The organism is Streptomyces sp. CC228A, assembly GCF_021390935.1.
GTDB lineage: Bacteria > Actinomycetota > Actinomycetes > Streptomycetales > Streptomycetaceae > Streptomyces.
The window spans coordinates 1-20,635 of record NZ_JAJPUI010000001.1 but is presented as its reverse complement, the minus strand read 5'-3'; the positions used below and the strand labels follow the sequence as shown (position 1 = coordinate 20,635).

Genomic DNA, 20,635 nt, shown 5'->3' with positions numbered 1-20,635 from the left:
ACGGCGCGCTCAGCACCGCCTCCGGGGTCACCGGCCCCGCCGCGCCGCCGCCGTGCGCTCGACCAGCCGCCCGCGCACCGCCTCCGTGAGCGCGGCCAGGCGGGGCGAGACCCGGGGCACCGGCGGCTCCGGGTCGCGCACCCGCCGGGCGGCCGCGGGCAGCGCCGTCACGTCCCTGACGAACCGGGCGTGCGCGGACGCCAGGTCGTCGGGCGGGCCGAGCCGCCGCCCGCCGCGCATCACCGTGCGCAGCAGCGGCTCCGCGCCCTCCGGCCGCGGCTCGTCCCGCAGCGCCAGCACATCGGGTCCGCCCGGCGTGCGGAACACCTGCTTGCAGCCCGGGGCCGTCACCTTCGCCGACGACAGCTTCATCACCGGGCGGCCGTCGTACTCGACGAGCTTGTACGCCGAGTCCAGGTACGGGGCGTCCGCCGACGTGCCGACCTTGCTGCCCACGGCGTACACGTCGACCGGCGCGCCCGCCCCCACCAGCGCGTCCACGCCGTACTCGTCGAGGCCGCCGCTGACGACGATCCGCACCTCCGGCAGCCCCGCCGCGTCGAGCAGCTCCCGAGTACGCCGCGACAGCGCGTCCAGGTCGCCGCTGTCCAGCCGCACGCCGCAGCCCGCGCCCCGGTCCAGGTCGCGCAGCACCCGCGCGGCCGTCGCCGCGCCGCGCTCCGTGTCGTACGTGTCGACCAGGAACGTCACCGGGCCCGGGTGGGCGCGGGCGAAGGCGCGGAACGCCGCCTCCTCGTCGGGGAACGCCTCGACGTACGAGTGGGCCATCGTGCCCGACGCGGGCAGCCCCAGCCGGGTCGCCGCGGCGACGTTGCTCGTGCCGGCGAAGCCGACCAGCCCGGCCGCCCTGGCCGCCTGGAACCCGGCCTGCGGCCCGTGGGTGCGGCGCAGCGAGAAGTCGACCACAGGGTGCCCGGCCGCCGCCAGCACGCAGCGGGCCGCCTTCGACGCCACGGCCGTCTGGTGGCTGACCAGCGACAGCAGGTACGTCTCGACCAGCTGGGCCTGCGGCAGCGGCGCCGTCACCTCCAGCAGCGGTTCCCCGGCGTGCACCACCCGCCCTTCGGGCACCGCCCGCACCTCCCCTCGGAACGCCAGGCCGAGCAGCGGTTCCAGCGCCTCCGGATCGCGGTCCAGCGCGGCCGCGAAGCGCCGCACGTCCGCCCGCGTCACCCGGAACCCGGACAGGTAGTCGAGCGCCGGTTCGAGACCCGCGCTGACGAGGAACCCGCGGCCGGGCGGGAGTTCCCGCACGAAAAGGCTGAAGGCGGCAGGCCCGTCCATGCCCTCCCGCAGGTACGACAGGGCCATCGTCACCTCGTACAGGTCCGTGGTGGTCACGTCGGACATGGTCCGCACCGCCCTTCCGGCCGGCCCCGGCACCGGGGCAGGCAGTCTCCAGCATGGAGCGGGTACCCGGCACCGGGCAGGGACGTTCGGCCCGTCCCCCTGCCCCGCGAGCCCCTGCCGCCGCGCCGCCCGCGCTGCGAGCGTGGGGGCACAGCGCGGGACACCGCACCGGCCGGACGACCGGCCCCAGCCCGTCAGGAGGAGCCATGAACCACGACACCACCCGCGGCCCGGTCGGACCGGCCGCCGAGACCGGGGGCCTCGGCCCCGTCGTCGCGGGCGTCGACGGCTCCGTGCAGGCACGCTCCGCCGCCCTGTGGGCCGCGGCCGAGGCCGACCGCCGCCGCAGGCCCCTCCACCTCGTCCACGCGTCGGGTACCGACGACCGCGCCCTCTACGCGTCCGCCGAGACGGTCGAGAAGGCCCGGGAGGCCGGCCGCGATCTCCTCGTCGAGACCGCCGAGCTGGTCGAGGAGCGCTTCCCGGACCTGCCCGTCACCAAGGAGTACAGCAGCGGCGAGGCCGTCACCGCCCTGCGCGAGGCGGCGGGCGCGGACGGCACCATCGTCGTCGGCAGCCGGGGCCTCGGCGGTTTCGGCGCCCTGCTGCTCGGCTCCGTCGGCCTCGGCGTCGCCGCGCGCGCCAAGGTGCCCGTCATCATCGTGCGCGGCGACCACGAACGGCCGGGCGGCGGCGCGGTCGTCGCCGCCGTGCGGGGCACGGACGACCTCCCCTGGGCCCGGTACGCGGCCCGCGAAGCCGAGGCCCACAAGGCGGAGCTGCGGCTGCTGACGGTCTGGGCGCCGCTCTCCCACGTCGGTACGGCGGCCGTCCTCCTCGACGACATCGACGAGGTCGCCAGGGACCGGGTCCGCGAGACCGGCCGCCTCGCGGACGCGCTCCGCGCCGACTTCCCGGACCTGACGGTGACCACCGAGGTGGAAGGCTCGCGCTCCGTACCGGGACTGCTCGTCGAAGCCTCCCACCACGCGGACCTGCTGGTCCTGGGGGCGCACCGGCCGCCCTTCGGCATCGGGCGGTCCCTCGGGCACGTCACGCACGCGGTGCTCCACCACGCCCACTGCCCCGTCGCCATCGTGCCCCGCACCGCCGCGGAGCCCGCGGACGGGGAGGCGGCGGACGGCGCCGCGGCGCCAGCGGAGCGGGAGGAGTGAGCACCGATGGCCGCACCGCGACGCCCCCACGAGCGCGAGCCCCGGGAAGCGCCCGTGATCATCGCCGGGGTGGACCCCGCGGCGGCTCCCGGCCCGCGGTGGCCTGGGCGGCCGACGAGGCCGCCCGCAGGGGCGCCCCTCTGCGCCTCGTCCTCGCCGTGCCGGTGCTGCACGACCTGCCGCACGGCAGCCGCAGGCACCGGGTGGCCGACTCGGTGCACCGGGCGGCGCTGCGCACCGAGGGCGCGGAAGCGCTCTCCGAGGAGGCCGCCCGGGTGGCCGCCACCCGCGGCGGCCTCGCCGTCACCACGGAACTCCTCGACGGGGGCCCGCCGCGGTCCTGTGCGGCCGCTCCCACCAGGCACTGCTGATCGTCCTCGGGTCCCGGCGGCTGGGCCGCTCGGCGGAGCTGTTCAGCGCGAGTTCCGTGACGGTGCCGGTGAGCGCGCGCGCCGCGTGCCCCGTCGCCGTGGTGGCCGACGAGCCCCGCACGCCTCGGGGCCCCGCCCACCTGGTCGTCGGCGTCGACGGCAGCGAGGCGTCGGGGGCCGCGGTCGCGTTCGCCCTGGAGGAGGCGCAGCTGCTCGGCGCGTCCCTACGGGCCGTCTGGGTGTGGCCCCACCCGCGGCTGCCGCTGGGCGGTACGCTCGCGCAGAACCCGGGCGCCCTCGCGGGCGGGCCCGCGGGTGACGAGCCGGCGGCCGCGCAGCGGCGCCGGCTGCTGTCGGCGGCCGTTGCGGGCCGGCCCGAGAAATACCCCGATGTGCCGTTCAGCGAGCACGTCCTGAGGGGCCACCCCGTCGAGGAACTGGCCCTCGCCTCCCATGACGCGCTCGCGGTGGTCGTCGGGCGGCGCGGCCACGGCGGCTACACCGGCATGCGGCTCGGCTCGGTCGTCCACTGACTGCTCCAGCGCGCCGAGTGCCCGGTCGTGACCGTGCCGGAACCGGGGGAGTGACGGTCCGCGAAGGGGACCGCCCGCGAGGCGTCCGCCGAAGGAGCACCGATGAGGCGAGGCGTCCGCCGAAGGAGCACCGATGAGGGGGACAGGCATGAGGGGGACAGCACGAGGGGACAGGCAGATGAACGAGCGCGCGCAGGAACGGGAACACGGCGCAGCGATGCACGCGGCGCCCGGGGACCGGATCGTCGTGGACGGCCCGGTCCTGGGGGCGCCCCGCCGCGACGGCGAGGTGGTCGCGGTGCCCCACGCCGACGGCACACCCCCGTACGAGGTCAGATGGTCCGACACGGGGAAGGTGACGCTCTTCTTCCCCGGCCCGGACGCCCACGTCCACCACTTCCTCCACGGCTCCGGCTGAGCCGCCGACAGTCTCGCGTCACTCCCGGTCGCGCCGCGGCGGGCGCGGCACGCCCCTTCATGCCGACCGCGCCCGCCGCGCCCGCCGCGCCCGCCGCTCTCGCGCGCCCGTACACCCGCGCACCCGTACATCCGCGCACCCGCGCGCTTCCGCGCCCCACGCGCACTCGCCTTCGCGGCCGCGCGGTAGACGGCTGGCGAGCCGTCAGCCCCGGGTCGGGTCGAGCCGGATGTCCACGACGCCCTCCACCGCGCGCACCGCCCGCGCCAGCAGCGGCACGAGCGCGCGGTCGCGCAGCGGGCGGCGAGCGTGGCCACCCCGTCCTGCACGGTCACCCTCGTGCCCGCCGCCCCGGCACGTCGGGCAGCACCGACGTCCGGATCTCCTCGGCGATCTCCTCGTCCGGGCGCAGGAAGACCTTCAGCAGGTCGCAGCGGCTCACCACGCCCTCCAGGAGCCCGACTCCGTCGACCACCGGCAGGCGCTTCACCCGTCGCCGCGCCATGATCCGCGCCGCCTCCGCCAGGGTGGCGCCGGCGTGCACGGTGACCGCCGGGGCGGACATCACCGGGGAGGATCTCCCGTCCCCCGTAGGTGGGAACGGCCCGATGTGCCGTTCTGCCGGCCGGCACGGGCGCCCAGGATGGGGGGTGAAGGACCGAGCCGAGTGTGAAGGACGTGCCCCGCCATGACCGCTCCCTGGACGCTGCCGAGGCCCTCGACGGCCATGTCCCGCCGTACGCACCTGCTGCACACGGAGGCACCGGGCGCGGTGGTCCTCGTCCGGTTCTTCGTGGGCGCCGTGTTCGTCTGCGAGGGCGTGCTGAAGTTCGTCCGCCCCGGCGAGCTGGGTGCGGGGCGCTTCGACCGGGCGGGGCTTCCCGTCCCCGGCTTCCTCGGCTACTTCGACGGCACGCTGGAGATCGTGTGCGGGCTGCTTCTGCTCGCCGGACTGCTCACCCGGCTCGCCGCGGCGCCCATGATCGTGAACATGGTCGGGGCCCTCCTCGTCACCAAGGCGCCGATCCTCTGGGGCGGGGCCCCGCTGTTCCCCGACGCGTCGGGCTGGTGGGACTTCGCCCACGCGGCCCGCACGGACCTGGCGCAGCTGTGCGGCAGCGCGTTCCTGCTCGCCGTCGGCGCGGGCCCGTGGTCCGTCGACGCGCGCCTGTCCCGGCACACGATGCTGGAGGCGGCGACGCGCCCCTGAACGCCCGGCCCGCGCCGACGCCCTGCCCCGGGGCGGCGGGCGCGCGCCCGCACGGAGCGCCGGCGGGGCAGTCGGCCCTCGGCGGGGCACGGTACGCGAGCGGTGCGGCGGCGGCCCCCGGCCGGACCCCGGTAGGCGACCCGCTCGGCGGTCCCGCCTCCCGCGTCCGGCCCCGAGGGGACCCGCTTCCCGTCCCGCTCCACGAGGACCCGCCTCCCGCGCCTTCCGCTACGCCGCGGGCGCGGCGGGACCGGGCCAGACGGCTGACGCGTCGTCCCGCTCCGGGTCCGGAAGCCGGACCGGCCGCACGGGTACGCGGCGTTCGCGGCCCCCCTCGGTGGCCGTCCACGCCGCGGGCGGCGGCGTAGCTGAGCGCGGTCAGCACGAACACCCCGTCCGCGTACACCTCCACGTACTCCCCGACGGTCAGGACGCGCAGCGACGCCGCCGGCGCGGCGAGGGACGTCCGGGCGAGCACGGCGCCCCCGGCCCGGTGATCCGCAGCTCCGCCGCGCCGTCGTACGACACGGTGAGCGCCGGCTCGGCGCCGGGGCGGCGGGACGGCCGGCGCCGCAGGACGAGGTCGACCGGGCCGGACACGGCGAGGTCGCCGACGGCGTGGAGCCGCTCCACCCCGCCCGTTCCCACCCCGCCCGTTCCCGCCCCGCCCGTTCCCGCCCCGCCCGTTCCCGCCCCGCCGGTCTGCCCCGCGTCGGTGAGCTCCGGCCCGAGCCACGGGTCCAGCCCCGGCCACCAGGCCAGGAACGGCGGGGCGCCGGCGGGCGTGACGAGCAGCTTGGGCTGGGCCAGCATGCCGCGGCAGGGGGCGCCGGCGTCGGTGAGGCCGACCCGGCGCGGAGTCGTGTGCAGCACGACGCGGGAGCCGTCGGGCGCGGTGACCACCCGCGGTGCGTACGCGCCGGACGGGCCGAGCTGCCCGCGGCGCCGCCACGGGCCCTCCAGCCGGGGCGCCGTCCACGCCTCGAACCCCCGGGTGGCGCCTATGGAGCCCAGCAGCAGCCACGACCCGTCGTCGAGCCGTTCCAGGACCGGGCACTCCAGCTCGTCGACGTCGCCCGGCGAGACCAGCGGCGGGTGCACCTCCCACCGCTCCAGGTCGGTCGAGGTAGCCAGCCCGACGCAGCCGCCGCGATCCGCCGGCAGGGACGCGTCGCTCGCGCAGACCACCATGGCCCAGGCCGTGTCGTCGTCGTTGCGCACCACGAACGGGTCGCGCCAGCCCATGTGCTCACCGGTGCGGTACCAGCGCGGGTCCGCCTCCACGACCGGCCCCGTGCCGTGGCGCCGCCACCCCGTGCCGTCGAGGCGGTCGGAGTACGCCAGCCCCACCGCCTGGAGCGGCCAGCCGCCGGGCGTCAGGCCGCTCATCCCCGTGTAGAGCATCGCCATCCCCCCGCCGTGGCGGAAGGGGTGCATGGTCCACACGGCACGCTGGTCGAAGCGGCCGGGCAGCCCGGTGCCGAACGCCGGCCCCTGCGGCTCCCACCGCACCAGGTCCGCCGAGGTGGCCCTGCCGTACGAGGTCTCCATCCGCAGGTGGTCGAAGTCCTCGGTCCACGGGCCCTGGAGGTGCAGCACGGTGTACGTGCCGTCCTCGGCGCGGAGGACCGCGAAGTCGTTCACACAGAGACCGGGCGGGGCGTAGCGCATGGACCACTCCTGCGGGTGTCGCGATGTCGGGGGAGCCGGCCGCCGGGCGGCGGGGCGTGCGGGCGCGGAGACGACGGCGCCGAGCCGCGCGGCGCCACACCGCACGACCGGGGAACTCAAACGGTTGCGTCCTGCCTGGGGCTCGTCAGCACGGCCCTGAAAGCGCGCCAAGTAAATCTGAACGCAAACGCTTGCGCAACCAGGAGGCCGGGTTTACGGTCTGGACACCCGCCGCTCACAGCACCGTGACGCACGGCGGAGGAGAGACCCGTCCAGGAGGACCCGCCGTGACCGTCAGCATCACCGATGTCGCACGTGCCGCCGGAGTGTCGGCGTCCACCGTGTCGCGCGCCCTGCGGGGCCGGGAGGGCGTGTCGGAGGAGGTACGGGCCCGGATCACCGCCGTCGCCGCCTCGCTCGGCTACACCGCGTCCCGCTCCGCGGCGGCCCTGGCGAGCGGCCGCACGTCCACGATCGGCGTGGTCGCCCCCTACGTCGGGCGCTGGTTCTTCGGCAGGGTCCTCGACGGCGCCGAACAGGTGCTCAGCGACGCCGGTTACGACGTGCTGCTGTACAACCTCGGCTCCACCGACGCCAGGAAGCGGTTCTTCACCCGCATGCCGGCCCGCAAGCGCGTCGACGCGGTGCTGTGCCTGCTCATTCCCGACGAGGAGGAGGCGGCCGCGCTGCGTTCCCTGGGCGTGCCGCTCGCCGTCACCGTGGGCGGACCCCGGCCGGGCTTCACCGCGGTCGGCATCGACGACCGGGCCGGCGCCACCCTCGCCGTACGGCACCTCGTGAACCTCGGCCACCGCAGGATCGGCATGATCTCCGGTTCCAGCGGCCCCCAGCGGTGGACGACACCGGGGGAGCGCCGCCGCGCCTACCTCGACGTGCTCGCCGAGGCAGGCGCCGACCACGATCCGTCGCTCGAAGTGGACGGCGACTTCACCGTCAAGGGCGGCGAGCGCGCCATGACCGAGCTGCTCGCGTCGGTACGCCCGCCGACCGCCGTGTTCGCCCAGTCCGACGAGATGGCCATGGGCGCCCTGCGCGCGCTGCGCATGCACCGGTTGAAGGCGCCGGACGACGTGTCCGTCGTCGGTTTCGACGACCACGAACTGGCCGAGGTCGCCGGGCTGACCACCATCGCCCAGCCGGTCGCGGAACAGGGCGCGGAGGCGGCCTGCCTGCTGCTGCGGCAGCTGGAGGACCCGGACGGCCCCCACCCCGCGTACCGGCAGATGCCCGTCAACCTCGTCCTCCGGGAGACCACGGCCCCGCCCCGCACCTCCGGCGCCCGGTAGCCGCGCTCCCTCCGGAGCCGGCAGCGCCTGCTGCCCGAGACGCCGTGGAGCCCCCGGCCCCCACCCCCTTGGTTCCGCTCGTCCACCAGACCCCTTGTCCCGGGCCCCGTGAGGGCCCTCACCCGCCCCCGACGCCCACCGCCTCCCCCGAGCAGCCCCGCCCGCTCCGAGCCCCCCCACCCGGACACGTCCCCACCCCGGACACGTCCCCACCCCGGCACGTCCGTACCCCGACACGTCCGCACCCCGGCCGCCCGCTGCGTCGGCGCACGGAGACTCCGCTCATCGGAGTGGCGCCGCGAACCGCCTCGGACGCCTCCGCACCCTCCCCCCAGCCGCCCGCTCCACCGGGCGCACCCCCACCCCCCTGCACCCCCCAACCCCCTGCCCGTCCCTTCCCCCGTCCCTCCCGGCCCCCCGGATCCCCTGATACCCGTTCCGCCCCTCACCCGGAGGCACACGCGCATGAACCCCTCCCGTACCCGCCGCACCGCGAGAACCCGCGGCTCCCTCCGTACCGCCCTCGCCCTCGCCCTGCCCCTGGCGGCGCTGGCCGCCTGCGGCGGAGGGGGGACCGGCGCCGCGCCGACCGCCGAGGCGGGCAGCGGCAAGGGCACCATCAGCGTCTGGGCCCACCAGGGCCAGAAGAGCGAGGACGCCGCACTCCAGGCCGCGGTCGCGGCGTTCAACCGCGCCCAGCAGGACGTGAAGGCCGAGCTGAAGCTGATACCCGGCAACGACTACACGAAGACCGTCACCGCCACGGACCCCGCCTCCCTGCCGGACGTCCTGGAGTTCGACGGCCCCACCATGGCGAGCTTCGTCCACAACGGGAAGCTGGCCCCCTCGACCCGTACGTCTCCGTCGGGACCGTCGCCGACGCCACCGACGCCGTCAAGGCCCAGGGCACGATCGGCGACCATCTGTACGGCCTCGCCATGTACGACTCCGGCCTGGGCGTCTACGGCAACAAGAAGCTGCTGGACGCGGCCGGCGTGGACTATCCGAAGGGCGTCGGCGACGCCTGGACCGCCGAGGAGTTCACCGCCGCGCTGACGGCGCTCACGGCGGAGGACCCCGACGGCGACGGCAAGGTCCTCGACGTGTCGGAGAACTACGGCCTGGCCACCGAGTGGGGCACCTACGGCTTCTCGCCGGTCCTCTGGTCGGCCGGCGGCGCCCTCCTGGAAGACGGCAGGGCGGCCGGCGTCCTCGACGGCCCCGAGGCGGTGTCGGCCCTGACGACCGTCCAGTCGTGGAAGCCGTACGTCGACCCCAACACCGACGGCAACGCCTTCGGCAAGGGCCGCGTCGCGCTCAGCTGGGTCGGCCACTGGCAGTACCCGGCCTACAGCGCGGCCCTGGACGAGGACCTCGTCGTCCTGCCGCTGCCCGACTTCGGCAACGGCACCAAGACCGGCCAGGGCTCGTGGGCCTGGGGCATCGGAGCCGGCTCGAAGAACGGCAAGGCCGCCGGCGCCTTCCTCGACTTCCTCCTCGACGACGGCAGCGTCGGCGCCATGACGAAGGCCAACGGCGCCCCGCCCGCCACGCACACCGCCCTCGCGAAGAGCGAGCTGTACCGGAAGGGCGGCCCGCTCCAGGTCTTCGCCGACCAGCTCGCCGCGCCCTGCGGGACCCGGGCCTCGGGACCGTCCTGCGTCGCCGTCACCCGCCCGGTGACCGCCGGGTACCCCGTGGTCACGTCCGAGTTCGGCAAGGCGCTGAACGCGGTGTACGGCGGCGCGGACCCGAAGACGGCCCTGTCGAAGGCGGCCCGCGCCATCGACCGGGACTTCGCCGACAACGACGGCTACCCGCTGGGTTAGGCAGGAGCCGCACATGTCCACACGCACCGAACTGTCCGGAACCGCGGCCGAGCCCGCGACCGGGACGCCCGCCCCGCCGGGCGCACCGTCCACCGCCGCGGGCCCCCGGCGGCGGCGGAAGCGCGACGGGCTGCACGGGCCGCTCATGGCGGCCCCCGCCCTGCTCGGCCTCGTCCTCTTCGTCGGCGTGCCGTTCGTCCACGCCGTCGTGCTGTCCTTCTTCAACGTCCGGCTCGGATCGCCCGCGGAGCCCCGCTTCTTCGGCGTCGAGCACTACCGGCGGCTGTTCACGGACCCGGACCTGTCCGGGCCGTTCCTGCGGGCCCTGCTGAACAACCTCACGTTCGCCGCCGTCGTCGTGCCCCTCCAGACCGGCCTCGCACTGGGCCTGGCGCTGCTGCTGAACCGCAAGCTCAGAGCCATCGGACTCTTCCGGTCGGTGTTCTTCCTGCCGGTGGTCTTCCCCATGGCCCTGGTCGCCGTCGTCTGGCGGCTGATCCTCGCCCGCAGCGAAGAGGGCATGCTCAACGCCCTCCTGCAGCACCTGAGCTTCGGCCACTGGGGCGCCTTCGACTGGCTGGGGGACGCCGCCACCGCCATGGCGTCCGTCATCGTCCTGTCCGTCTGGCAGGGCGTCGGCTTCCAGATGGTGATCCTGCTCGCCGGACTCCAGCAGATCCCGCAGGAGCTGTACGAGGCCGCCCGGCTCGACCGGGCAGGACGCCGGCAGCAGTTCCTCCACGTCACCCTGCCCGGCATCCGCGGCACCCTCGTCTTCGTCGCCATGCTGACGTCGGTGCTGTCCTTCCGGGTCTTCGACCAGGTGTACGTCCTCGTCCGGGGCGGCGGGCTCGACGAGGACGCCACCCGCACCGTGATGTACGAGGCGGTCACCACCGCCTTCGACCAGAACAACGTCGGCCGGGCCGCCGCGATCACCGTGGTCTTCTTCGTGATCGTCGTCGCCCTGACGCTGCTGCAGCGCCGCGTCGTCCGTCCCGAGAACGAGGACTGAGCCCCGTGTCCCGTACGCCCCTGCGCCGCATCCTCGACTACGGCGTCCTCAGCGTCCTGGCGTTCGTGTTCGCCCTGCCCGTGCTGTATCTGGCCATCGGCAGCCTCAAGCCCTCCGACCAGGTCCTGGCCGGCCTGTCCGGCTTCCTCCCCACCGATCTGTCCCTGGACAACTACGCCGCCGTCCTCGACAGCCTGAACTCCGACAGCACCGGCTACTTCTGGCGCTTCACGGGCGTCTCGGTGCTGCTGGCCGCCGTCGTCGTGTGCGGCGGGCTGATCGTCAACTCCATGGCGGCCTACGGCCTGTCCCGCCTCCGCTGGCGCGGCAGGAAGGCGGTGTTCGGCCTGGTCCTGCTGCTGATGCTGGTGCCGTTCGAGTCGGTCGCGGTGCCGCTGTTCCACCTCTACCACGACCAGCGCGACACCCTCCTCATCCAGGCGCTGCCGTTTGTCGCCAACGCCTTCTCCGTCTACCAGTTCCACACGTTCTTCCAGAAGATCCCGCCCAGCATCGAGGAGGCGGCGCGGCTGGACGGCGCCGGACCGTGGCGGACGTTCTTCGCGGTCATCGTGCCGATGAGCCGGCCCGCCTTCGCGTCCGTCGCCATCCTGACCTTCCTCGTGCAGTGGGGGTCCTTCCTGTGGCCGGTGCTGATGGTGTCCGATCCCGCCGTACGCCCCCTGCCGCTGGCGCTCAGCGTGTTCCAGGGGCAGCAGCCGCCGGACTGGGGCCAGATCCTCGCGTTCGGCGTGCTGCTGGTGCTGCCGGTCCTGGTCGTCTTCGCCTTCTTCCAGCGCTGGTTCGTCCAGGGTGTCGCGAGCTCGGCGGTCAAGGGGTGAGGCGATGGGCAGCGGGCCGCCCAGGACGGACACCATGGGCCCGGGGGGCACGAGCACGGCAGTCAGGGAGAGCGAGGACATGAGCACACGGATGACGGACGCAGCAGCCGTCCGCGGGCCGGCGGTCACCGTGCTCGGCGAATGCGTCGCCGACGCGTTCACGGAGCACCCGCCGGACGGCAGGGAACTGACGCTCAGGGTGCTGCCCGGCGGCGGCCCCGCCAACACGGCGGTGGCCCTGGCACGCCTCGGCACGCCCACCCGGTTCCGCGGCCGGATCTCGGACGACGTCTTCGGCGGGCTGTTCCGCACCCGGCTGGCCGCGTCCGGCGTGGACCTGACCGGCTGCGTGTCCGCCGCCGAGCCCAGCACCCTGGCCGTGGCCGACGTCGACGCCCGAGGCCACGCCACGTACTCCTTCCACGCGGAGGGCGCCGCCGACTGGCAGTGGACCGCCGAGGAGCTGGCCGCCGCGGCCCCGGACGACGCGGCCTGCCTCCACACCGGCTCCCTGGCGCTCATCAGGGAGCCGGGCGGGCGCCGCGTCGAGGAGCACCTGGCGGCGGTACGGGAGCGGGCCACCGTCTCGGTCGATCCGAACGTACGGCCCCTGCTGGTGCCCCCCGCGGCCTACCGGGCCCGCCTCGCCCGCTGGTGCGCGCTCGCGGACATCCTCCGCCTCAGTGAGGACGACCTCGGGCACCTCATGCCCGGGGCGTCCCCGGAGGCCGCGTGCGACGCCTGGCACGCCGCCGGTGCCCGGCTCGTGGTGGTCACCCTCGGCGGCCGCGGGGCCCTCGCGTCCCTCGACGGCACCCGCGTGGCGGTGCCCGCGGCGCCGACCGCGGTCGTCGACACGGTCGGGGCGGGCGACTCCTTCACCGCGGGCCTGCTGCACGCGCTCGCCCGCCTCGGCCGGCTCGGCGGCCGCCTGGAGGCGCTCACCGCCGAGGAGACGGCCGCGAGCTGCGCGTACGCCTCCCGGGTCGCCGCCGCCACCTGCGCCGTGCCGGGCGCGGACCCGCCGTGGGTGCAGGACGTGGGCGCCTTCGGGTGACGGTCCGGGACGGGGCGGCGGAGTCGCGGTGCTCCGCCCCGGGAGTCCGCCCGTGCCCCAGCCGTCGGCCCGGGGGCGCCGTGGCCCCGGGTCGGCGGGCGGCCCGGGCGGTTCCGGTGTCCCGGCCGGCTTCTGAGGGGTGCGTCTCCGCGGGAGACGGGTACGCGGAAGGCGTGGGGCAGCAGGCGCTGGGCACGGGCCGTGCGGCGGCTCGCCCGGGGGACGGTCCCGCCGCCCTCCCGGCCGTACGGGGCCGGCCGCCCCGCCCGCGCTGTCCCAGTCGGCGGCGCCGGTGTCGGGCAGTCACCGCGTACCAGCCACCGGAGGTGGTCGACATGGCATCAGGAATGGACGAGGACCGCCTGCTCGCCGAGATCGAGCGGTCTCTGGTCCGGGACGACCCCGCGCTGGACGAGCGCATGGCCGTGCTCGGCCGGCAGTTCGCCGAGGGGCCGCCGCCCGAGCGGGATCCGGCGGGCCCCGAGGAGGGGTCGCACGGTACGGGGCGGCGCGGAGGACGCCGTGACTGGCGGAAGGTCGCCGCTGTGGTGGCCGTCGTGGTCGCCGTCCTGGGCCTGGTACTGACGGCGCTGCTCTCCGGGCCCTCGGCGACGATGCCCGACCAGGCACCGCCCGCCGGGCTGCCCGCCGCCGCTGTACAGGACGTTCCGCCCGTGCCGCAATCCCCGTGAGGCCAGGGGGTGCCGGCGGGGCACCCGTCGGCCGCAGCGCCGCCCCCTGTGCGCTGCCGCGGATGCCTGTCCGGTCGGACAGCCGGCGAGGTGCCGGCCGGCGGCCGACCGGGCCCGTGAGGGCGCGCGCGAGTGCCGCGGGCGGCGGGCCGGACCCCGTGCGGCCGGATCCCGTGCGGGCTGGATCCCGTGCGGTCCGGACCCCGTGCGGGCGGCGCCGCCGGGCGGCCCTCTGACCCCGTACGGGGTGCGCGGTCCGGGCGGTGGCCCGGGTACCGGCCTCGCGTGAGCGGCGGGGGCACGGCCGGGCAGGCGCGGTCCGACGGTGGCCCAGGCACCAGCCTCGGGGGCACGGCCGGGCAGGCGCGGTCCGGCGACGGGTGGTGCACGCGCGGGCCGGCCCGCGGTGCCACGGCGGCCGGTCAGGCCACGTCGGGCGCTCGGTTCCCGCCCCCGTCGGGCGCCCGGTTCCCGCTCCCGTCCCCTTCTCCGTCCCCGTCCCCGTCCTCGTCCCCGTCCGGGAGTTCGGGCAGGAGCAGCAGCAGATCGGGCACCCCGCACACGCGCACCCGCGGTGACAGCTTCTCCAACGTCTCCACCACCTCCCGCCTGGCCCCCGCCGACCGCGCCGCCGCGCACAACTGGTCCCTGCCGACCCATCCGGATCCGAACGCCCCGCGCGTACAGGCCCTGATCTCCTGCCGCGTCACCGTTGACATGGCTCCCGCCCTCCGCTGCTGCTCCCGCGCGCTCGTCACTCCCCGCGATCGTATCGTCACGATGTCGGGCGGCTTCCGGCCCGCGGTCCGCCGACGTCCGGCGACCCTCACGTGATGTCCGGGTTAACCCTTGCCGACCGCCGGGCGGCAAGTCCGCCACTGTGCGCGAATTCCAAGCAACTGACCGGTCCTGGCGGGGTTCTGACTTGCCTTCGCACTTTGCCCCTGCGTTAGATTGGTGCCGCTTCCCGGCGGGCCGCTGAGCGGCCCGCAGTACGGCCCCGGACGGCGAAGGAGCCGCCCGCCGCGGCCGCCCCGACCTTCACCCTCAGTTTTTCCGCCACGCGCCGCCACCGCTCGTGCGCGCTCACACGCTTGGGGAGAACCATGGCCGACGACGTCACCCGCACCGAGATCGCCGAGCACCTGGCGGCGGTCTTCGCCAACGGCGCGCTGAGCCGGAGCGATCTGCTCATCGCCGCCGCCGGCGCACGGCCCGAGGTGCGCCGGGTGCTGGAGGGGCTGCCCGACCGCCGCTACACCGAGCTGCGCCAGGTGTGGGAGGACCTGCCGACGGTGCCGGTCGGCATCTGACCGCAGGCCGTACCCCCGCGCACACCGAACCACCGCGACACCGCACGCACCATACGGAGCAACCACGAACATGGCCGTCTTCATGCTGCGCCTCGCCGACGGCGAGGACACCTTCGTCGAGGCCACCGCCGCCGGGCGCACCGCCGCCGGAGAGATCGTCCTGGAGCGCACCGACCACCACGGCAGGTCGGAACGCGTCCGCACCTTCCGTGCCGACGCCGTGACCGCCGTCTACCGCAGGGGGCCCGCCGACGGCGGCCCGTACGGCTGGCTGCCCCAGCCCCCCGACGGCACATGGTGGTGCTACTGACCGCAACGCCGGCAGCGGACTCGCCCGCACCCGGCCGGAAGGCATCCGGGCGCCCCGCGCCCTACCGGGCCGAGAGCGTCCTGCCGGAGCCCGCTGGCCCCGACTGCTCCTGCGTCCCGCAGGCCCTCGCAGCGGCGCGGTCCCGCCGCCGGGGTGCAGCGGCGGCGCGCCTGACGGCTGAGTCGGCCGCGCGCACGGTGGGCCCCCTCGTCAGCCGCGCGCACGGTGGGCCGCCTCCGCGACGGCACGGGCGCGCGCCGGCCCCAGCCGCAGCAGGTACGCCGTGCGGCCGAGCACCGCCCGGACGCAGCCGCGCGGCGCGTACCAGGGCTCACCCACGCGCACCTCCGACAGGGGCGCGCTGTCGATCTCGCTCCCGTGGCTGTTCAGCAGGGTCAGCCGGCCCTCCGCCACCCGGACGCGGCCCGCCGTCGTCAGCTGCCGCCACCCCCGGCGGATCAGCACACCGCGCTCCTCGAACTCGCGTTCGGACATGTTGCGCCCCCAGTCACCCACACGCCGAGCCTCCGGGGACCCTACCCACGGCCGACGGCCGAAAATGCACCCTGCGGGCGCCGCGCTGCCCGCTGCTCCGGTCCGGCCCTCCGGCCGAACGCATCCAACAGTTGCAGGTGTTTGGTTCCGTCACCCCCACGGGGGACCCGTCCGGCGGCAGGCTGGACCCATGTCCTACGACTCAGGGAACAGCGACATGGACGACAACCGCAGGGCGGGGGAGCCGCTGGGCGGCGCGGCGGGCGGGCGGCCGGACGGCCCCCCGCACGGTGCCATGGGCCCGGAGGACAGCGTCCCCGCGTACCGGACGGTGCGGGTCGCCGCCACCGACGACCCTCTGGTGGCCATGGCGGACATGGAGGCGTGGTCCGCCCGCGAGAGGTACCCGCAGCTGATGTCGGCGGGGGCCCCGTCCTTCGGGGTCGTACGGGAACGCGAGCAGGGCGGGTGGGAGCTCCTCGACAGCTGCTCCGGCCAGACGCCGCAGGACGCCCGCGACTCGATGGGCTCGCAGTTCCGCCGCCGCGCCCAGCAGGCCGAGGAGGCGGGGGACCAGGACGGCTACGACGCCTGCATGCGGGCCGCCGAGCGCATGGAGTGGGAGAAGCTGGACGAGCTGACGGTGCTGGGGGAGCGCTACCGCGTCATCCGGGCGGAGGCCTTCATCCGCTCGGGACCGGAGGGCCCCGAGCCGCCCCGCATCTCCGACCCGGACCTCCCGAAGCCCGGCCGGGGCCACGAGCGGCCCTGCCCCACCACCGGCTTCGTCCTCGACCCGGCGCTGCCCACCGGCATGTCCGCGGGGGTGCTCAAGGTCGACCTGCTCTCCCTCGTGCGTCCCGCGGGCGCCGGGCCCCGCGCCATCCGCGAGGACTCCGTGCGGGCGACCCGCACCCACCCCGGCGGGGTGCTCCTGCCGGCCACCTTCATGACGGCCGAGCGGGTGAAGGGCCGCTGGCGGCCGGACTCCCACACCGGTGCCGCCACTCCGCAGCACGCCCGGGACTCGCTCACCTTCACCCTGCGGGTCATGATCCCGTGGGAGGAGGAGCTCGGCGCCGAGGAGCGCGCGCCGTACAACGCGGCGGCCGACCGCTTCGACTCGGTGCCGTCCAACGACCTGGAGGTGGCGGGCCGCCGCTTCAGGATCGTCCGCGTGGAGCGCCTCGTACGGTTCGGACCCGACGGGCCGGAAGGGCCGCGCCCCTCAGACCCGGACCCGCAGCAGCCCGTCATGGTGCAGGACCAGCAGCTGCGCGCCCAGGGGCTCATCAGCGACGAGGAGGACGACGCGCCGGTCGTGCTGGACGAGCACACGCAGCGCCTCGCCGACCTGTTCCACGAGGAGGAGGCCCGGCTGCGGGTCCTCAGGGACCGGGAGAAGGAGCGGGCGGAGCGACCCGCAAGCACCCGCGGGGACTCCCGCCCCGGCCCCGCGGAGTAGCCCCCCACGTGTAGGAGGACAGGCCCGGGTCGGGGCCCGGTCGTCCGGCCCATGCGGCCCCCGGCCTCCGCGGCCCCGCTGGTGCGTCCGGGTCCCGCCGTGGCTCTCCGCGGCCCCGCCGGCGTGTCCGGGCCCTGCCGTGGCTCTCCGCGGTCCCGCTGGTCTGTCCGGGTCCCGCTGGTGCGTCCGGGTCCCGCCCGCGTCCTGCGTCCTGCGTCCCGCGTTTCCGTCCCCGATCCGGCTGCGGCCGGGATCCTGGGCCAGGGCCCGGCGTGAAACACACCCCCCACTGGAGGCTCCGGCGGGGGCGCGGGGCGGTGCGCGGGACGGCGGTGACCGTGCGGGCCCGGGCCGGTCGCGGTCGTCCTGTGTGCTGCTCAGCCCTGGCGCCGCCCCGGGGCCCCAGTGTTACAAATGAGCGTGGTCAACTTTTTCGACCGGTTCCGCGGTGCCTCGGTCCGGTCGCTGGCCGAAAGGCTTCCACGCAGCGTCGCCGGACAGGTGTTCGTCCTCCAGGTGACGCTGGTCGTGCTGCTGGTGCTCGGTGCCCTGCTGGCGCTGCTGCTCCAGTCGCGCGCCGACATCGACCGGGCGGCGCGCAACAGCTCGGTCGCCGTGGCGGAGACGTTCGCCCACGCGCCCGGCCTGCTGGAGGCGCTGGAGCAGCCGGATCCGTCGGAGGTGCTGCAGCCGATCACCGAGACCACCCGCAAGCGGGCGGGTGTCGACTTCATCGTGGTCATGGACACCGACGGCATCCGCTACACGCACCCCCTCCCGGAGCGCATCGGCCAGCGGTTCGTCGGCACCATCGAGCCGTCCCTGGCAGGCCGGGTGCTGACCGAGCGGGTCGACGGGCCGCTCGGTGACGAGGTGCAGGCCGTGGTGCCCGTCACCAACCCCGAGGGCGAGGTCGTCGCCCTGGTGTCCGCGGGCCTGAAGGTCGAGAACGTCACGGGGCTCGTCAACCGGCAGCTGCCCGTCATCCTCGGCACCAGCGCCGCGGCCCTGGCCGTCGCCACCGCGGGCACCGCCCTCGTCACACGGCGTCTGCGCCGCCAGACCCACGGCCTCGGGCCGGCCGAGATGACCCGCGTGTACGAGCACCACAACGCCGTCCTCCACGCGGTCCGCGAAGGCGTCGTCATCGTCGGCGGGGACGGCAGCCTCGTCCTGGCCAACGACGAGGCCGAGCGGCTCCTCAAGCTGCCGCCCGACGCCGAGGGGCAGCACATCAAGGCGCTGCCCGGCCTCGACCCGCGCATGGCGGACCTGCTGGCGTCCGGCCGCGTCGCCACCGACGAGGTCGTCCCGGCCGCCGGCCGCCTCCTCGCCGTCAACCAGCGCCCCACCGATCCCTACGGCGGACACGGCGGCACCGTCGTCACCATCCGCGACACCACCGAGCTGCGCGCGCTCAGCGGCCGCGCCCAGGTCGCCCGCAAGCGGCTCAACCTGCTCTACGACGCGGGCGTCGGCATCGGCACCACCCTCGACGTCGTGCGCACCGCGGAGGAACTCGCCGAGGTCGCCGTCCCCCGCTTCGCCGACTTCGTGACCGTGGACCTCTCCGACCCCGTCCTGCGCGGCGAGGAACCCGCCGGCACCAGCACCGACATGCGGCGCACCGCCTCCCGCGGCATCCGCGACGACCACCCGCTGTACCCGACGGGCCGGATGATCGCCTTCGTCCCGTCCACCCCGCAGGCCCGCGGGTACGGCTCCGGGCGCGCCGAACTGGTCCCCGACCTGTCCCAGGCGCCCGGCTGGCAGGCCCAGGACCGCGAGCGGGCCGCCGCGATCGTGGCATACGGCATCCACTCCCTCATCACCGTGCCGCTCAGGGCCCGCGGCGTCGTCCTCGGCGTGGTGAACTTCTGGCGCTCGGAGAAGCCGGAGCCCTTCGAGGCGGAAGACCTCATCCTCGCGGAGGAGCTCGTCGCCCGGGCGGCCGTGGCCATCGACAACGCCCGCCGCTACACCCGCGAGCACGCCATGGCCGTCACCCTCCAGCGCAGCCTGCTGCCGCGCGCCCTGCCGGAGCAGAGCGCCATCGAGGTCGCCCACCGCTACCTGCCCGCCCAGTCCGGGGTGGGCGGCGACTGGTTCGACGTCATCCCGCTGCCCGGCAGCCGCGTCGCCCTCGTCGTCGGCGACGTCGTCGGCCACGGACTGCACGCCGCCGCCAGCATGGGCCGGCTGCGTACCGCCGTCCACAACTTCTCCACCCTCGACCTGCCGCCCGACGAACTCCTCGGCAGGCTGGACGACCTCATCGGCCGCATCGACCAGGACGAGACCGCTCCCGGGCCCGGCGGCGCGTCCGGCAACGGCGCGGGCATGACCGGCGCCACCTGCCTGTACGCGGTGTACGACCCGGTGACGCGGCGCTGCGCCCTGGCGCGCGCCGGGCACCCCATGCCCGCCGTCGTCGACCCGGCCGGGCGGGTGGAGTTCCCCGACCTGCCGGCGGGGCCGCCGCTGGGCCTGGGCGGCATACCGTACGAGACGGTGGAGCTGGACGTGGCGGAGGGCAGCCAGCTCGTCTTCTACACCGACGGGCTGATCGAGGAGCGCAGCCGAGACATCGACGTGGGCCTGGAACTGCTGCGGCAGTCCCTCAGCGGGCCCGGCCGCAGCCCCGAGGAGAGCTGCCGCGCCGTGCTGGACGCGCTGCTTCCCGCCCATCCCAAGGACGACGTGGCGCTGCTCATCGCCCGCACCCGCGGCCTGGGCCCGGATCGCGTGGCCGACTGGGACGTGCCCTTCCACCCGGAGGCGGTGGCCGGGATCCGGGCCGCGGCCGCCGCGCAGCTCGACGCGTGGGGCCTGTCCGACCTGGCGTTCACCGTCGAGCTGGTCCTCAGCGAGCTGGTCACCAACGCCATCCGCTACGGCGCCCCGCCGGTGCACGTGCGCCTCATCCACGACCGGGTCCTCACCTGCGAGGTGTCCGACACCAGCAGCACCTCGCCGCACCTGCGGTACGCGGCCACCACCGACGAGGGCGGCCGCGGGCTGTTCCTCGTGGCGCAGCTCGCCGAGCGGTGGGGCACCCGCTACACCGGGCAGGGCAAGGTCATCTGGGCGGAGCAGCAGCTCCCGGGCCCCGGCACCGCCCCCGCGGGCCAACCGGTCGCGGCCTTCGACCCGCTGGACGCCTTCGACGCGGACCCGCTGTGACCGCGGCGCCGCGACGCCCGGGCGAGCCGCGGACGCGTTACCTTCACAGCCATGTTCACGGCTGAAGGCCCGACCCTGCGGGAGCTCACCGCCCAGGCGCTGTCGTCGGTGGAGCACGGATACGACCTGCTCGCCCCGAAGTTCGACGTGACGCCCTTCCGGACGCCGGCGGCGGTCCTGGAGTCCGTAGCCGACGTACTGCGGCCCCTCGGGCCCTTCGGCGCGGGCCTGGACCTGTGCTGCGGTACGGGGGCCGGTACGGGGCTGCTGCGGGAGCTGTGCCGGGAGCGGGTGACCGGCGTGGACGTCAGCGCCGGCATGCTCGCGCGCGCCCGGGCCGCCCACTCGCAGGGCGACGAGGGGGCGGAGGGGGCCGAG

Annotated in this window: 20 protein-coding genes and 1 pseudogene; 16 read left to right on the top strand and 5 right to left on the bottom strand. The window is 75.8% G+C overall.

Annotated elements, in window-relative coordinates:
* Nucleotides 1-27: 27 nt before the first annotated feature.
* Nucleotides 28-1,371, bottom strand: coding sequence for a nicotinate phosphoribosyltransferase (locus L6E17_RS00110; RefSeq protein ID WP_236238774.1), 1,344 nt, complete (start codon nucleotides 1,369-1,371; stop codon nucleotides 28-30).
* 206 nt (nucleotides 1,372-1,577) lie between these two features.
* Between L6E17_RS00110 and L6E17_RS00105 the strand changes: the two genes are divergently transcribed.
* The 4 genes from L6E17_RS00105 (at nucleotide 1,578) to L6E17_RS00090 (ending at nucleotide 3,868) form a co-directional block, all read left to right on the top strand.
* Complete coding sequence (locus L6E17_RS00105) at nucleotides 1,578-2,546, top strand: universal stress protein (protein ID WP_236238773.1); 969 nt, start codon at nucleotides 1,578-1,580, stop codon at nucleotides 2,544-2,546.
* A 98-nt stretch (nucleotides 2,547-2,644) separates the two neighbouring features.
* On the top strand, nucleotides 2,645-2,917 hold the full coding sequence (locus L6E17_RS00100; protein WP_236238772.1) for a hypothetical protein: 273 nt from the start codon (nucleotides 2,645-2,647) through the stop codon (nucleotides 2,915-2,917).
* Nucleotides 2,918-2,985: 68 nt separating this feature from the next.
* Entirely contained in the window at nucleotides 2,986-3,450 is a 465-nt protein-coding gene (locus L6E17_RS00095; RefSeq protein WP_236238771.1) for a universal stress protein, read from the top strand.
* Nucleotides 3,451-3,628: 178 nt separating this feature from the next.
* Nucleotides 3,629-3,868: a DUF1918 domain-containing protein gene (locus tag L6E17_RS00090; RefSeq protein ID WP_374108962.1), complete on the top strand. Its 240-nt coding sequence runs from the start codon at nucleotides 3,629-3,631 to the stop codon at nucleotides 3,866-3,868.
* A gap of 204 nt (nucleotides 3,869-4,072) precedes the next feature.
* Here L6E17_RS00090 and L6E17_RS00085 read toward each other — a convergent pair.
* Nucleotides 4,073-4,436 (bottom strand): annotated as a pseudogene (locus tag L6E17_RS00085) (CBS domain-containing protein); the annotation flags it as partial.
* Between the two features lie 120 nt (nucleotides 4,437-4,556).
* On the opposite strand from L6E17_RS00085, the gene L6E17_RS00080 reads away from it, so the two are divergent.
* On the top strand, nucleotides 4,557-5,078 hold the full coding sequence (locus L6E17_RS00080; protein WP_236238770.1) for a DoxX family protein: 522 nt from the start codon (nucleotides 4,557-4,559) through the stop codon (nucleotides 5,076-5,078).
* 426 nt (nucleotides 5,079-5,504) lie between these two features.
* On the opposite strand, the gene L6E17_RS00075 is transcribed toward L6E17_RS00080, so the two are convergent.
* Entirely contained in the window at nucleotides 5,505-6,749 is a 1,245-nt protein-coding gene (locus L6E17_RS00075) for a mucin-1 (protein ID WP_236238769.1), read from the bottom strand.
* Nucleotides 6,750-7,036: 287 nt separating this feature from the next.
* On the opposite strand from L6E17_RS00075, the gene L6E17_RS00070 reads away from it, so the two are divergent.
* From L6E17_RS00070 to L6E17_RS00040, 6 genes are all read left to right on the top strand, one after another.
* Nucleotides 7,037-8,056, top strand: a complete 1,020-nt coding sequence (locus L6E17_RS00070; RefSeq protein WP_236238768.1) for a LacI family DNA-binding transcriptional regulator — start codon at nucleotides 7,037-7,039, stop codon at nucleotides 8,054-8,056.
* Between the two features lie 44 nt (nucleotides 8,057-8,100).
* The gene (locus tag L6E17_RS00060; protein WP_308315795.1) at nucleotides 8,101-9,885 is read left to right on the top strand and encodes an extracellular solute-binding protein; all 1,785 of its coding nucleotides are present in this window, start codon (nucleotides 8,101-8,103) and stop codon (nucleotides 9,883-9,885) included.
* A gap of 13 nt (nucleotides 9,886-9,898) precedes the next feature.
* Nucleotides 9,899-10,900 carry a carbohydrate ABC transporter permease gene (locus tag L6E17_RS00055; protein ID WP_236238767.1) on the top strand — a complete coding sequence of 334 codons (1,002 nt, stop codon included), beginning with the start codon at nucleotides 9,899-9,901 and terminating at the stop codon, nucleotides 10,898-10,900.
* Between the two features lie 5 nt (nucleotides 10,901-10,905).
* Nucleotides 10,906-11,742 (top strand): carbohydrate ABC transporter permease, encoded by an 837-nt coding sequence (locus tag L6E17_RS00050; RefSeq protein WP_236238766.1) that lies wholly within the window; start codon nucleotides 10,906-10,908, stop codon nucleotides 11,740-11,742.
* A gap of 79 nt (nucleotides 11,743-11,821) precedes the next feature.
* Nucleotides 11,822-12,799 carry a carbohydrate kinase gene (locus L6E17_RS00045; RefSeq protein ID WP_236238765.1) on the top strand — a complete coding sequence of 326 codons (978 nt, stop codon included), beginning with the start codon at nucleotides 11,822-11,824 and terminating at the stop codon, nucleotides 12,797-12,799.
* A 335-nt stretch (nucleotides 12,800-13,134) separates the two neighbouring features.
* Nucleotides 13,135-13,491: a DUF3040 domain-containing protein gene (locus tag L6E17_RS00040; protein ID WP_236238764.1), complete on the top strand. Its 357-nt coding sequence runs from the start codon at nucleotides 13,135-13,137 to the stop codon at nucleotides 13,489-13,491.
* A gap of 422 nt (nucleotides 13,492-13,913) precedes the next feature.
* On the opposite strand, the gene L6E17_RS00035 is transcribed toward L6E17_RS00040, so the two are convergent.
* A complete protein-coding gene (locus L6E17_RS00035; protein ID WP_236238763.1) occupies nucleotides 13,914-14,210 on the bottom strand; it encodes a hypothetical protein in 297 nt (98 codons plus the stop codon).
* A 387-nt stretch (nucleotides 14,211-14,597) separates the two neighbouring features.
* Here L6E17_RS00035 and L6E17_RS00030 point away from each other — a divergent pair, with 387 nt between their 5' ends.
* Nucleotides 14,598-14,804 (top strand): hypothetical protein, encoded by a 207-nt coding sequence (locus L6E17_RS00030; RefSeq protein ID WP_236238762.1) that lies wholly within the window; start codon nucleotides 14,598-14,600, stop codon nucleotides 14,802-14,804.
* A gap of 70 nt (nucleotides 14,805-14,874) precedes the next feature.
* Complete coding sequence (locus tag L6E17_RS00025) at nucleotides 14,875-15,114, top strand: hypothetical protein (protein ID WP_236238761.1); 240 nt, start codon at nucleotides 14,875-14,877, stop codon at nucleotides 15,112-15,114.
* Nucleotides 15,115-15,324: 210 nt separating this feature from the next.
* Here the strand turns inward: L6E17_RS00025 and L6E17_RS00020 are convergent, their stop codons facing one another.
* Entirely contained in the window at nucleotides 15,325-15,609 is a 285-nt protein-coding gene (locus L6E17_RS00020) for a hypothetical protein (RefSeq protein WP_236238760.1), read from the bottom strand.
* 190 nt (nucleotides 15,610-15,799) lie between these two features.
* On the opposite strand from L6E17_RS00020, the gene L6E17_RS00015 reads away from it, so the two are divergent.
* The 3 genes from L6E17_RS00015 to L6E17_RS00005 form a co-directional block, all read left to right on the top strand.
* A complete protein-coding gene (locus tag L6E17_RS00015) occupies nucleotides 15,800-17,074 on the top strand; it encodes a DUF5954 family protein (RefSeq protein WP_236238759.1) in 1,275 nt (424 codons plus the stop codon).
* A gap of 414 nt (nucleotides 17,075-17,488) precedes the next feature.
* Nucleotides 17,489-20,257: a SpoIIE family protein phosphatase/ATP-binding protein gene (locus tag L6E17_RS00010; protein WP_236238758.1), complete on the top strand. Its 2,769-nt coding sequence runs from the start codon at nucleotides 17,489-17,491 to the stop codon at nucleotides 20,255-20,257.
* A gap of 51 nt (nucleotides 20,258-20,308) precedes the next feature.
* Nucleotides 20,309-20,635 (top strand): class I SAM-dependent methyltransferase (locus L6E17_RS00005; protein WP_236238757.1); only part of this gene is annotated, 327 nt, incomplete at its 3' end.

Bases quoted from the DNA above. Each gene is read 5' to 3' on its own strand.
- L6E17_RS00110 (WP_236238774.1), bottom strand. From the start codon at position 1,371: ATGTCCGACGTGACCACCACGGACCTGTACGAGGTGACGATGGCCCTG.
- L6E17_RS00105 (WP_236238773.1), top strand. From the start codon at position 1,578: ATGAACCACGACACCACCCGCGGCCCGGTCGGACCGGCCGCCGAGACC.
- L6E17_RS00090 (WP_374108962.1), top strand. From the start codon at position 3,629: ATGAACGAGCGCGCGCAGGAACGGGAACACGGCGCAGCGATGCACGCG.
- L6E17_RS00080 (WP_236238770.1), top strand. From the start codon at position 4,557: ATGACCGCTCCCTGGACGCTGCCGAGGCCCTCGACGGCCATGTCCCGC.
- L6E17_RS00075 (WP_236238769.1), bottom strand. From the start codon at position 6,749: ATGCGCTACGCCCCGCCCGGTCTCTGTGTGAACGACTTCGCGGTCCTC.
- L6E17_RS00055 (WP_236238767.1), top strand. From the start codon at position 9,899: ATGTCCACACGCACCGAACTGTCCGGAACCGCGGCCGAGCCCGCGACC.
- L6E17_RS00045 (WP_236238765.1), top strand. From the start codon at position 11,822: ATGAGCACACGGATGACGGACGCAGCAGCCGTCCGCGGGCCGGCGGTC.
- L6E17_RS00040 (WP_236238764.1), top strand. From the start codon at position 13,135: ATGGCATCAGGAATGGACGAGGACCGCCTGCTCGCCGAGATCGAGCGG.
- L6E17_RS00035 (WP_236238763.1), bottom strand. From the start codon at position 14,210: ATGTCAACGGTGACGCGGCAGGAGATCAGGGCCTGTACGCGCGGGGCG.
- L6E17_RS00030 (WP_236238762.1), top strand. From the start codon at position 14,598: ATGGCCGACGACGTCACCCGCACCGAGATCGCCGAGCACCTGGCGGCG.
- L6E17_RS00025 (WP_236238761.1), top strand. From the start codon at position 14,875: ATGGCCGTCTTCATGCTGCGCCTCGCCGACGGCGAGGACACCTTCGTC.
- L6E17_RS00020 (WP_236238760.1), bottom strand. From the start codon at position 15,609: ATGTCCGAACGCGAGTTCGAGGAGCGCGGTGTGCTGATCCGCCGGGGG.
- L6E17_RS00015 (WP_236238759.1), top strand. From the start codon at position 15,800: ATGTCCTACGACTCAGGGAACAGCGACATGGACGACAACCGCAGGGCG.
- L6E17_RS00010 (WP_236238758.1), top strand. From the start codon at position 17,489: ATGAGCGTGGTCAACTTTTTCGACCGGTTCCGCGGTGCCTCGGTCCGG.